Here is a 12,874-nt window from a genome sequence, read left to right as displayed (position 1 = left end):
AGGAGAGTTGATATGGCTAAGAGTATTTTAATCTGTGATGATGCAGCATTTATGAGAATGATGATTAAGGATATTTTGATTAAGAACGGTTACACTATCGCAGGAGAAGCAGAAAACGGCCTTAAGGCAGTTGAGAAGTATGCTGAAACAAGGCCTGATCTGGTTATGATGGATATTACGATGCCGGAGATGGACGGCATAAAAGCATTAAAGAAGATAAAAGAAATAGATCCTTCTGCCAATGTAATAATGTGTTCAGCCATGGGACAGCAGGCTATGGTAATAGAGTCCATACAATCCGGAGCCAAGGACTTTATAGTAAAACCGTTCCAGGCTGACAGAGTGCTGGAGGCAGTTAAGAAAGCTGTGGGTTAAATGATTTTACTTAATAATACGGTTATATTTCTGCAAAGCAGTCAAAGTGATGACTTGCTTAATAAGCTTAACCAAACAGCAGAAAAAGCCACTCCCGGGAATTTTTCTGCCTGGGATAACATATTTCAACTTTTAGGCTTATGTATATTACTGGTTGTTATTTTGATAGCCGCTTATTATACATCCAGATTTGTCGGAAAATATAAGCTGGGACAATTAAGAAGCAGCAATTTTGAAGTTATAGAATCATATAAAATTAATTTTAACCATTTGCTGCTTTTGGTAAGAATAGCTGATAAATATATGGTTTTGGGAGTATCAAAAGACCATATTACATTTATTACTGAGCTTGATAAAGACAAAATCTTAACCCGTGAGGTTAAGGAGGTTGAAAAACTATCTTTTAATCAGATACTTGAAAGGTTTAAAAGCAAGAAAGAGTAAAGGTTGGTATCCATGATTGCATCGGAATTTAAAAAGTTTGGGATAAGAATGACCATTGCTGCACTTCTTATGATATTTGGGTTATTGTTCTTATCCGGTTATAAAAAGGTATCAGCTGCAAATATAGAGGATACCATAACAACGAATGATACGGTTAATGATGTTCCCGGCACAGATAATGGCATAAGCGGTGTTTTGGGACCACTTCAATTTAAATTGACTACGGATGAGGATGAGAAAAGCCTGCCTGCCACCTTAAGAATACTGTTAATTTTGACGGTTATTTCTTTGGCACCGTCAATTCTGATTATGGTAACATCCTTTACTAGGATTATCATAGTCCTGCATTTTGTAAGGTCGGCTCTGGGCACACAAACAACCCCGCCAAACCAGGTACTTATCGGTTTGGCATTGTTCTTAACATTTTTTATAATGTCACCGGTATTTACCCAGGTTAACGAAAATGCCATTCAGCCTTTATCCAGGGAAGAAATATCCCAGGAAGAAGCCTTTAAAGCAGGGGTTGCCCCCTTAAGGACATTTATGCTGGAACAAACAAACGTTAAGGACTTAAGGCTGTTTATGGATATCGTAAAAATCGATACCGTAGAAACTGTGGATGACATACCGCTTACGGTTATCATTCCGTCCTTTATTATAAGTGAACTTCGGAAGGCCTTTATTATAGGATTTTTAATATACATACCATTTATTATTATAGATATGGTAGTTGCATCTACTTTAATGTCTATGGGTATGATGATGCTTCCGCCTACAATGATATCCATGCCGTTTAAAATTTTGCTGTTTATAATAGCTGACGGATGGAACCTAATTGTAGGAGAATTGGTTAAGACCTTCTATTAACATGGCTTTTTATGAAAAGGAGTTAAGCTATGAATGAAAATATGGTTATAGATATAGCCAGGGAAGCTATATTTACTATTTTTAAAGTTGCAGCTCCCATATTGCTGGTATCATTGATTGTAGGTTTAATCGTAAGCATATTGCAAACGGTGACATCTATTCAGGAGCAAACCCTGACATTCGTACCTAAACTTATTGCAATTTTACTGGTCATGATAATATTTGGCAATTGGATGTTGACAACAATAAAAGATTTTATGCTGGAACTGTATTCAAATTTCAGTTTATATATTAATGCGCTATGACATTCACAATTGATAATTTTGAAATATTTTTTTTAATACTTGTTAGAATGAGCGGATTTGTATATACCGCCCCGATACTTTCATTAAAGAATATTCCCGTCAGGGTTAAAGCGGGATTGTCAATATTCTTGGCAGTAATCCTTTTTTATACGGCACCTGCGTCAAATCTCGATTACAGCGGAGTTATCGGTTATTCGATTTTAGTTGTCAAAGAGGCAATCGCAGGTACTCTGATGGGATTGTTTTCAAATATAGCCTACCACATTCTGTCATTTGCCGGGCAAATGATAGATATGGAAATCGGGTTTTCTATGATAAATCAGTTAAATCCGATTTTAGGCGGCGGCTCGTCCATAACAGCCAATCTTTACGGTTATTCAATTTTGCTTATCATGCTTATTACAAACCTGCATCATTATTTTATCAGGGCTGTGGCGGACTCGTTTCAGGTAATCGGTCTCGGTCAGGCGGTATTTCCGCCCAATATGTACCGTCTGATGCTGCAATTTCTTGTTGATTATTTTGTTATTGCTATGCGAATAGTTCTTCCTATGTTTGCAGCCATACTTATTGTAAATACGGTTTTGGGTATTCTAACGAAAGCCGCACCTCAGATGAATATGTTTGTGGTAGGTATACAGCTTAAGGCTTTAGTCGGCCTTTTGGTTCTTTATCTGATAGTCGGGCTTATACCCTCGGTTGCAGACTTTATATACAACAAGATGATTGAAATGCTTAAGGCTGTAATTGAAATGATGAAATAAAGACACGTTTATCGGATTGGTTAAATATATAATCAAAGGATAAGGTGGAGTATTTGGAACAGTATAATAAAGATTTAACTAACATTAAAAGATTATTGCCTTATCGTCTGCAATTCTTTGCCGAAGGGGCAGAAAAGACAGAGGAACCGACAGCAAAGAAACTTTCCGATGCCAGAAAAGAAGGACAGGTAGCCAGAAGTAAAGAGCTTACTGTTTCGGCGGAATTGGTGACTTTATTTCTGGCTCTGAAAATATTTATAGGTTATATGGGAAAAAATTTTATAGAACTGTTCAGAGGATTCTTTCAGGATTTCGGAAAGGCCCTGGATGGAGAATTTACCGTAGTGATGGCTGAAGGGCTTTTAAGAACTTCAATAACAAAGGTTATACTTATAAGTCTTCCCATGTTGGCCATAGCCGTTGCAGCTTCATTTGTAATCGTGCTTTATCAGGTAAAATGGAAGCTGTCGGGCAAACCGCTTAAACCTAAATTCAGCAAAATAAATCCGGTAAATGGATTTAAAAAGATATTTTCTTTGGAAAAAGTAGTTACTCTGGCAGTTGAAGTAGTAAAAATTATTATAATCGGTTACGTTGCCTACAGTACTTTAAAAAAAGAGTGGAACACCCTGCTTATTCTATATGATATGGATTTGTATCAGGGTATAGCCCTTATCGGAAAACTTGTACTGGATCTTGGCCTTAAAATCAGTATGGTATTTTTGGCTGTCGGTATTGCGGATTATATTTATCAGAAGTTCAAATTCAAAAAAGATATGAGGATGACCAAGCAAGAGGTTAAGGATGAGTTTAAACAGGCGGAAGGAGATCCTCAGGTTAAGCGCAGAATCCGAAGCAAGATGATGGAAGTTTCTCAAAGAAGGATGATGCAGCAGGTTCCCCAAGCCGATGTGGTTATTACTAACCCTACTCATTTGGCAGCTGCTATCAAGTATGACAAAGAAAAGGCTGAGGCACCTATACTTCTTGCAAAAGGTGCAGACTATCTGGCACAAAAGATAAAAGAGATTGCCAGGGAGAATAATGTTGAAATAGTTGAAAATAAACCCCTTGCGAGGATGCTTTATTACAATGTAGAAGTCGGAGCGGAAATTCCTCCGGAACTTTATCAGATGACAGCGGAAGTTCTTGCCTATGTCTATAAATTGAAAGGCAAGATATAAACTTCGGTATAAGATAAATAAGGATTATAGAGTAAATTATAAATATTTCAAAATATACTGTTAAAAATGAATTTATACAAATAATATGCTTAAGTAATAATGAGATTATTATAATAGGCAAAAATATAAAATTAATTCAAAGAATTAAATAATAAAAGAATTAAATAATAAAAGAATTAAATTATTAAAAAAGTACATTGTAAAATTAAGTACAAGACATAAAAAGTACATAAAATACAATGTTAAACAGGTAAAAAGAACAATCAGGATTATTAAAATTAAAGTAAAAAGCCCAATAAGGTAAAAATTCAGTTAATAAATTAAAACAAAGAAAACTATTCTAGGTTTCTAGATTCTTTATAGAAACTATAATTTGCGGAAAGGCATGGGAGACTTGGCATGAAGAAAAATGATATTTTTGTTGGACTATATATATTAGCAGCCATCATATTTTTGATCATACCTATGAGTCCTTCTCTGTTGGACTTTTTCCTTGCCTTGAATATCGCATTGTCACTAGTAATTTTGTTCAATGTTATATTTACCAAGGAAGTTCTTTATATGTCAACTTTCCCGACGATTTTGCTCTTTAGTACCATTTTCAGGATTGCCCTTAACGTATCCAGTACCAGACTGATTTTGTCAACCGGCAATCCGGGCAGTGTTGTCCGCGTTTTTGGTGAATTCGTCGGTGGCGGTGACATGGTTATCGGTATAATCATATTCATAGTTTTAATATTGGTGCAGTTTATTGTTATAAACAAAGGCTCCGAACGCGTGGCGGAAGTAACGGCAAGATTCACATTGGATGCCATGCCGGGCAAACAGATGGCTATTGACGCTGACTTAAATACCGGTGCCATTAACGATGCAGAGGCTAAGGAACGCAGGCAAAGAATCCAGGATGAAGCCGCATTTTTCGGCTCTATGGACGGTGCTACCAAATACGTTAAAGGAGATGCGGTAGCGGGACTTATCATCACGATTATTAATATAGCGGGCGGTACAGTTACCGGTATGCTTAACAGAGGAATGGACGCCACACAAGCTTTTCAGGAATACGCTATACTTACTATCGGTGACGGTCTTGTATCTCAGATCCCTTCTTTAATGATATCTCTTGCAACCGGTGTCCTGGTTACAAAGGTTTCGAAAGAGGCGGATTTCGGCGATTTACTTGTCAGCCAGCTATTTTCAGTACCTAAAGTTCTTTATATTGTAGGAGCCAGTATGATAGGGCTCGGCATTATTACTCCGCTTAATACGTTTTTATTTGTAGGATATGGTTTGGCCTTTATTCTGGCCGGAAGAACCATAGCAGAAAAAATCGAGATATCTTCCATCGAAAGGGAAGTATCTACGGAAGAAACGGAAGCCGAAGAGATACGAAAACCAGAAAATGTTGCTGCGCTTTTGCAGGTTGACCCTATTGAACTGGAATTCGGTTACGGCTTAATACCGCTGGCGGATGTTAATCAGGGCGGTGATCTGCTTGACCGTGTTGTTCTTATAAGAAGGCAGATTGCTCTGGAACTGGGAACAATAGTTCCTATGATTCGCCTGCGTGACAATATACAGCTTAATCCTAACCAGTACATAATAAAAATCAAAGGTGTACAAGTTAGTGAAGGAGAAATTTTATTTGACCATTATCTGGCTATGAACCCAGGTTATGTTGAGGAAGAAATAACGGGTATCCCTACCCTGGAACCTTCATTTAAGCTGCCGGCTATTTGGATTACCGAAAGTCAGAGAGAACGGGCCGAATCATTAGGTTATACGGTAGTTGATCCTCCGTCAATTATTGCAACCCATCTGACCGAGGTTATAAAACGGCATCTCCATGAACTTCTTACCAGACAGGATGTACAGAGGTTAATTGATAATATTAAGGAAAGCAACGAAACACTTATATCAGAACTTGTTCCCAAACTTCTTAGTGTAGGTGAGATTCAAAAAGTTCTTCAGAATCTGCTTCGGGAGCAAATTTCAATCAGAGATCTGGTTACCATCCTGGAAACTTTGGCAGATTATGCACCTTCCACCAGGGATATTGATGTCCTTACCGAATATGTAAGGCAGAGCTTAAAGCGGGCTATATCCAAAAAATTCTTCCCTGAAGGGGAGATGACAAGCGTTATAACCCTGGATCCCAAGGTAGAGCAGGAGATTATGGATTCTGTCAAACAGACGGAGCATGGTGCTTATCTTGCCCTGGATCCCGAAATAACCAGAGAAATTATCAATTCGGTTCAAAACGAGCTTCAAAAATTGGAGGAGCTTGGAAAAAATCCTATAATAATTACTTCGCCTATTGTCCGTATGTATTTCAAACGGCTTATCCAGGATTATTTTAAGGACTTAACTGTGATATCATATAATGAAATAGATTCGGATGTCGAATTACAGTCAGTAGGGATGGTGACAGTTTAGTGATAATCAAAAAATTTCAGGCAAATACCGAAAAAGAAGCAATTATGCTTGCCAAAGAAGAACTTGGCAAGGATGCGGTTGTCATGAACATAAAAACTATATCTCCAAAGGGTATATACAGATTATTTAAAAAGCCGCTTGTGGAAATTACGGCTGCCGTAGATGAAAATTTAATATATAAGAATGACAGGCATCCGGCTAAAAAAAGAAATTTTCCAGATATTATATATGATGATGAGCAGGACAAATCCGAGCCGGAAAACGAGGCAGTGCTAAAAACATCCGCGATTGAAGAAAAGCTTAATAATCTGCAAAGCCTTCTGGAAAAGCAAATAGTTGCAAAAGAAGAATTGGAAAAGGAAAACGGCAAGAGCAAACCTTTCAATAAAAATTTTGCCTGCATACAACTTATATATAACCAGCTTGTTATTAATGAAGTGGACGAAAAGTATGCCAATCAGATTATTAATGAAATAGAAGGCATTTTTAAGAAGGATGCTTCAATGGATAATATCTTGTCCGGCGTATATCAGAAGATTGTCCTTAAACTAGGACAGCCCAAAGTGATTACGCCTACACAGAATACACCGAAGTATGTATTTTTCATTGGCCCTACAGGTGTAGGTAAAACCACCACCATAGCAAAAATAGCATCCAGGTTTAAACTGGATGAAAAAGCAAAGATTGCATTTATAACTGCAGATACCTATCGTATAGCGGCGGTGGAGCAGCTTAGGACCTATGCCAATATTCTTGGGGTACCCCTTAAAGTCGTATATAATGAGGAAGATATAAAAGAATCCAGAAAAGAATTTTCGGATTATGATCTTATTTTTGTAGATACCGCAGGCCGTTCCCACAGAAACAAGGAGCACAGGGATGACTTGGTAAAATTAATTGAAGCAGTACCCAAGGAAGAAAGAGAAATATATCTGGTTTTAAGTGCTACCACCAAATATAAGGATTTAAAAGCGATAACGGAAGTCTACTCTGAAATAACCGACTATAGTTTAATTTTCACTAAGCTGGATGAAACCAATTATGTAGGCAATATATTAAATATAAGAATGCTGACGAATATGCCCTTATCTTACGCCACATTCGGACAGGATGTGCCGGATGATATCGAACGGATAGATCCGCAGGACATTGCAAAGAGGCTGCTAAGGGGGCAATAAGATGGATCAGGCAGAAAAATTAAGAAGCTTAATTAAACAACAGAATGCTCCCAATCAGTCAGCCAGAATTATAACGGTAACAAGCGGAAAAGGCGGTGTGGGCAAGTCAAGCGTTACTGTTAATTTATCCATAGCCTTAAGCCGTCTCGGGAAAAGGGTTATTATATTGGATGCCGATTTCGGTCTGGCCAACGTGGAAGTTATGTTGGGAATAAGACCTGTATATAACCTGGCGGATTTGATGTTTAAAGGAAAAAATCTGTCTGATATCATAACCAGGGGACCGGAGAATATCGGTTTCATTTCCGGCGGGTCGGGAATTCAGGAGCTAACCAATTTAACCAAGGATCAGATTATTTACCTAATATATAAATTAGCAGAATTGGACAAAATAGCAGATATTATAGTTATTGACACCGGAGCCGGAATTACCGATACGGTATTGGAATTTGCGTCGGCCAGCTCTGAAATACTTTTGGTAACAACACCGGAACCGACATCTATAACCGATGCCTATGCTCTGTTAAAAACATTGAACAGAAAATCTAATTTTTCTGCCGACAATACAATGATCAGAGTTATAGCAAACCGGATTACAAAGGATGACAACGGTGAGGAGATATACAAAAAATTAAGTGTTGTAAGTTCCAAATTTCTAAAGCTAAATTTAGATTATCTCGGATACATTCCCATGGATTATTCGGTGTCAAAAGCGGTTATGAGGCAACTGCCGGTTATATGTGTATTTCCGGATTCCGATTTTTCCAGACACATAAGCGGGATTGCAAGTAAATTATGCAATACCGCACCGATTATAAACAGCAGTGAAAAGAAGGGGATTGCCCAATTGTTTTATCATTTGCTTAAGTCCAGGACCAGGAAGGGATTGGAGTGAATTTATGCTGCGGGATTTAGTAAAAATCGGCGATAAAGTGGAACTAAAGCAACTGGACCAAAAAGGGAACCTGATTAAATCTGCCAATACATATGTCAGTCAGGTTGTTGATTTTGGTGAAGAAGGAACTATATGCTTAGCTTCGCCCATAAAGAACGGTCTGCTAGTTATACTTAATAAATGGGTTAGCTACAGACTATATTTTTATACCGAAAAGGGCTTGTATCAATGCAACGGACACATGCTCAATATATACAGGGAAAAAAATATGCCTATGGTGATAATGAAACTTACTTCGGACCTGGAAAAGGTTCAAAGAAGAAAGTATTTTCGTCTCGAATGTGTCCATGACATTTTATACAGGCGTATTACGGAAGAGGAATTAACCCTTGAGCAGAAACTTATATATGACAATTCAGTAACCCCGCAGGAACAGGCTGAAATAAGAAAAAAACTGGCTGAAATAACCGGTAAGTGGACTAACGGTTGTATAACGGATTTAAGCGGAGGCGGATGCCGGTTTAACTCTAAGGAGGAGCTAAAACCCGGAGACAAAATTCTGCTAAAATTAAGTTTTACAGTAAAAAATCAATTAAAAAAATTGGAAATAACATCGGTTATAATTGCATCTGAAAAAATGTACAGAAGAACAGGATTTTATGAACATAGGGTTGAATTTGAGGGTATAAGCCCGAAAGACAGGGAAGACCTGATAAAATATATTTTTGAACAGGAAAGAAAACGCAGAAGCAATGAGAAAAAGTAACTTTTCAGGGGATAATTAGAAAGGCTAATGGCAGTATGAAGAAAAATATTTTAATAATAGATGACTCTGCACTCATGAGAAGGGTGTTATCTGATATAATAGAGACAGATGACAGGTTTCATGTAATCGGAGTTGCCACTGACGGACTTAACGGGTTAAGTATGCTGAAAGAAAATGTCGGTGCCGTTGATGCTGTGCTTCTGGATATTAATATGCCAAGAATGAACGGCATAGAGCTGCTTGAAGAACTCAAAAAGCAGAATATTAAGACAAATGTGATTGTTGTCAGTGCCGTTACTACAAAGGAAGCTAAGGAAACTATATATGCCCTGGAATTGGGGGCATTCGATTTTATTACAAAACCTGAAAGACTTGACGAGCTGAAAAACGATGTATTTTCAGGCAAGCTTCTTGAGTGCCTGGCAATGGCAACAGATAGTCAATTATCTGACGGACAGAATAGTAAAAAGGAAAGGAAGAAAAAATCCGATCCTAATGCCAAAAAGGATAAGCCGGCAATTATCCCGGAGAAATCAAATAAACTGGTGGCAATTGCCTGTTCGACAGGAGGCCCAAAGGCCCTTCATCTAATTATTCCAAGTTTGCCGAAAAATCTTGATGCCGGAGTGGTCATAGTGCAGCATATGCCGGAAGGTTTTACAAAATCTTTGGCTGAAAGGCTAAACGGTATAAGCCAGATTCCGGTAAAAGAGGCAGAGGACGGAGAGATCATTAAAAAGGGTTGGGCTTATATTGCAAAAGGCGGCAGGCAGCTTAGGATTGTAAAAGGCGGCCAGGGAAATCATATAATAAAACTGACCGAAGAGCCGGCAAGACGGGGCCTTAATCCATGCGCAGATATAATGTATGAATCCCTTGTCGATTCCGATTATGATGAAATAGTCTGTGTTGTGCTTACCGGTATGGGAAGTGACGGTACTGCCGGTATTACAGAACTAAGTAAAAAAAAGAATATACATGTAATAGCTCAGGACAGTGAAACAAGCGTGGTATACGGAATGCCCAGAATGATTAAGCAAACAGGACTGGCGGATGAAGTGCTTCCGTTATATAACATTGCCGATGCTATCATTAAGAATGTGGGGGTATTAACATGGACGTAAGCCAATATTTAGAAATTTTTATTGAAGAAACAAAAGAACACTTACAGTCACTTAATGAACATATTCTGGTTTTGGAAAAAGAACCGGAAAATGAAGCTACAATCAACGAGATATTCCGTGCAGCCCATTCCCTGAAAGGAATGGCAGGAACCATGGGATTTCAGAAAATGCAGCGTCTTACCCATGATATGGAAAATGTTTTTTCGGAAATCAGAAACGGTAAGATGAAGGCTACTTCTGACTTGATTGATGTATTGTTCAAGGGTCTTGATGTTTTGGAAACCTACCTGGTTAACATCCAATCGGAAGGTACTGAAGGAGATTATGACAGCCAGGATATAATCGACGCCTTAAATCAAATTTTGGATAAAGGCTCCGGCAAGGCTGCAACTTCGCAAGCAGTACAAAAACCTAATGATACCAAAAAAGCGGTAGCGGATACAGGAAAGTATAAATTCCTGTCAATCAGTCTTGAAGAACACGAAAAAATGGCCGTTGCAAAGGCTGCTTCTTTGAATTTGAATGTTATAGGCCTTACCGTATATATACAGGAAGACTGTATGCTAAAAGGTGCCAGAGCCTTCATGATAAACAGGGTATTGGAGGAGCATGGAGAAATAATCAAGCTTCATCCCAGTGCCCAGGACCTGGAAGATGAAAAGTTCGACTTTGATTTTTCTGCCTTTATAATTACCAACGAAACACCGGACAAGATTATCGAATACGTTATGTCCGTTTCCGAGATAAAAGAAGTTGTTGCAGACTACATAAGGCTGGATGAAAACGAGTTTAATACATACATGACTGCCATCAAACAGGACGAGGAAGGCACTTCGGCTCCTAAAGCCCCGAAGGAATTGGATTCCTTAAAGGAAGGCGGACCAAAACAGCCAAAGCAGACAGGAAAACCGGTAGCCAACCGTTCGGTCCGTGTAGATATAGAAAAACTGGATGTTCTTATGAATTTGGTAAGTGAGCTTATTATTGCCAAAAACAGTATTGTATCATCCAGCAGCGCATTCGATCAGCAGGCCAATCCGGAATTTTTTGACCAGATTGAGTATTTGGAAAGGATTACATCCAATTTGCATGAATCTGTCATGAAGGTAAGAATGGTTCCGATAGAAAGCGTCGTAAACCGATTCCCCAGAATGATCCGTGATTTGTCAAAGACTCTTGACAAAGAGATGGAACTTTTCATGACCGGTGAAGATACGGAACTGGACCGTACAGTAATAGACGAAATAGGAGATCCTTTAATGCATCTGCTTCGAAATGCTGCAGACCATGGGCTTGAAAGCAGGGAAGAAAGGATTAAGGCTGGCAAAAATCCCGTCGGTTCTATTTTCCTTGACGCATATCAGGACGGAAACAATGTCGTTATTGAAGTCAGGGACGACGGTAAAGGTATAGATGTAGAGAAGGTTAAGAAGGTAGCCATCGAGAGAGGTGTTATTACACCAGAACAGGCTGAAAGAATGAGCGATAAGGAGATTATCGACATACTGTTTGTACCAAGCTTTTCGACTGCAAGCAAGGTTACCGATGTTTCGGGAAGAGGAGTAGGCCTGGACGTTGTTAAATCCAAGATAGAAGCCTTAGGCGGAGAAATTGAAGCAAGAACCAAGAAAAATGTCGGGTCTAATTTCATAATAAGGCTGCCGCTTACTTTGGCTATTATGCAGGCTTTAATGGTAAAAATTTCATCCGAAAAATACGCCTTGCCTTTAGGAAATATCCAGACCGTAGAGAATGTTGCAAGCAAGGATATTAAGATAGTTAACAATACGGAAGTATTAGACTTAAGAGGCAAGCTTATACCGATTATACGTCTCGGTGATATTTTGGACTGCAATAAGGGAGAAGACAAGGATGAACTTTTTGTGGTTGTAGTCAAGAAGGGTGAAAGAATGGCCGGTATGGTAGTGGACGAGCTGTTAGGCCAGCAGGAAATTGTCATTAAATCTATCGGCAAATTTATTAAAGCTCATAAAATTATCAGCGGAGCAACGATACTTGGAAACGGTGAAGTGGCACTAATTCTCGATGTGAATTCCCTGATATAAATATGCCGGCATAAAAAACGGAGGGTATGATTATGCAAATTATAGATTTAAAATTAGGTCAGGAATTGTATGGCATAGATATAAGATATGTAAACAGTATTATTGTCATGCAAAACATAACCAGGGTACCGAAAGCCCAACCGTATTATCTGGGGGTCATCAATTTAAGGGGAGAAGTTATTCCGGTGATGAGCCTAAGAAGAAGGTTGGGTCTGGAAGATGACGTGTTTACCCCAAGCACAAGGATATTAATTTTAAAACCGGACGATTCATCCGAATCTGTCGGATTGATTGTGGATGAAGTAAACGAGGTTGTTACTCTGGAAGATGATAGTATAAAAAAAGTAAATTATGACGAAAAAGATGAAAAAGCTGTTTTTAGTGCAGGTATAGGGAAAAACGGAGATGAACTTATTAATATCTTAAATGTTCCGGCAATAGTCAGTGAGAAAAATGTCTAAATATAAATTTAT

General features: G+C 38.5%; 13 protein-coding genes. All 13 read left to right on the top strand.

Annotated features, from left to right (window positions below; genetic code table 11):
* Nucleotides 1-12 precede the first annotated feature (12 nt).
* On the top strand, nucleotides 13-375 hold the full coding sequence (locus HHT355_RS06710) for a response regulator (protein WP_103202652.1): 363 nt from the start codon (nucleotides 13-15) through the stop codon (nucleotides 373-375).
* The gene (locus HHT355_RS06705; RefSeq protein WP_103202651.1) at nucleotides 376-819 is read left to right on the top strand and encodes a flagellar biosynthetic protein FliO; all 444 of its coding nucleotides are present in this window, start codon (nucleotides 376-378) and stop codon (nucleotides 817-819) included.
* A gap of 12 nt (nucleotides 820-831) precedes the next feature.
* The gene (fliP, locus tag HHT355_RS06700; RefSeq protein WP_103202650.1) at nucleotides 832-1,686 is read left to right on the top strand and encodes a flagellar type III secretion system pore protein FliP; all 855 of its coding nucleotides are present in this window, start codon (nucleotides 832-834) and stop codon (nucleotides 1,684-1,686) included.
* A 29-nt stretch (nucleotides 1,687-1,715) separates the two neighbouring features.
* Nucleotides 1,716-1,991, top strand: a complete 276-nt coding sequence (gene fliQ, locus HHT355_RS06695; protein WP_103202649.1) for a flagellar biosynthesis protein FliQ — start codon at nucleotides 1,716-1,718, stop codon at nucleotides 1,989-1,991.
* Nucleotides 1,988-2,755 (top strand): flagellar biosynthetic protein FliR, encoded by a 768-nt coding sequence (gene fliR / locus HHT355_RS06690; protein WP_103202648.1) that lies wholly within the window; start codon nucleotides 1,988-1,990, stop codon nucleotides 2,753-2,755. Before fliQ ends, fliR begins: the two co-directional genes overlap by 4 nt.
* A gap of 53 nt (nucleotides 2,756-2,808) precedes the next feature.
* A complete protein-coding gene (gene flhB / locus HHT355_RS06685; RefSeq protein ID WP_242967577.1) occupies nucleotides 2,809-3,939 on the top strand; it encodes a flagellar biosynthesis protein FlhB in 1,131 nt (376 codons plus the stop codon).
* Nucleotides 3,940-4,338: 399 nt separating this feature from the next.
* Nucleotides 4,339-6,372, top strand: a complete 2,034-nt coding sequence (flhA, locus tag HHT355_RS06680) for a flagellar biosynthesis protein FlhA (protein WP_103202647.1) — start codon at nucleotides 4,339-4,341, stop codon at nucleotides 6,370-6,372.
* A complete protein-coding gene (flhF, locus tag HHT355_RS06675) occupies nucleotides 6,372-7,550 on the top strand; it encodes a flagellar biosynthesis protein FlhF (RefSeq protein ID WP_103202646.1) in 1,179 nt (392 codons plus the stop codon). Before flhA ends, flhF begins: the two co-directional genes overlap by 1 nt.
* A gap of 1 nt (nucleotide 7,551) precedes the next feature.
* The gene (locus HHT355_RS06670; RefSeq protein ID WP_103202645.1) at nucleotides 7,552-8,445 is read left to right on the top strand and encodes a MinD/ParA family protein; all 894 of its coding nucleotides are present in this window, start codon (nucleotides 7,552-7,554) and stop codon (nucleotides 8,443-8,445) included.
* 4 nt (nucleotides 8,446-8,449) lie between these two features.
* Nucleotides 8,450-9,211, top strand: a complete 762-nt coding sequence (locus HHT355_RS06665; RefSeq protein WP_103202644.1) for a flagellar brake protein — start codon at nucleotides 8,450-8,452, stop codon at nucleotides 9,209-9,211.
* A gap of 35 nt (nucleotides 9,212-9,246) precedes the next feature.
* The gene (gene cheB, locus HHT355_RS06660) at nucleotides 9,247-10,335 is read left to right on the top strand and encodes a chemotaxis-specific protein-glutamate methyltransferase CheB (RefSeq protein ID WP_103202643.1); all 1,089 of its coding nucleotides are present in this window, start codon (nucleotides 9,247-9,249) and stop codon (nucleotides 10,333-10,335) included.
* A complete protein-coding gene (locus tag HHT355_RS06655) occupies nucleotides 10,326-12,401 on the top strand; it encodes a chemotaxis protein CheA (RefSeq protein WP_103202642.1) in 2,076 nt (691 codons plus the stop codon). Before cheB ends, HHT355_RS06655 begins: the two co-directional genes overlap by 10 nt.
* Nucleotides 12,402-12,433: 32 nt before the next feature.
* Nucleotides 12,434-12,862: a chemotaxis protein CheW gene (locus tag HHT355_RS06650; RefSeq protein ID WP_242967571.1), complete on the top strand. Its 429-nt coding sequence runs from the start codon at nucleotides 12,434-12,436 to the stop codon at nucleotides 12,860-12,862.
* Nucleotides 12,863-12,874 lie beyond the last annotated feature (12 nt).

Source organism: Herbinix hemicellulosilytica (assembly GCF_002904165.1).
Classification (GTDB): Bacteria; Bacillota; Clostridia; order Lachnospirales; family Lachnospiraceae; genus Mobilitalea; species Mobilitalea hemicellulosilytica.
The sequence above is the reverse complement of the archived record's forward strand: the minus strand, read 5'-3'. Positions and strand labels throughout refer to the sequence as shown.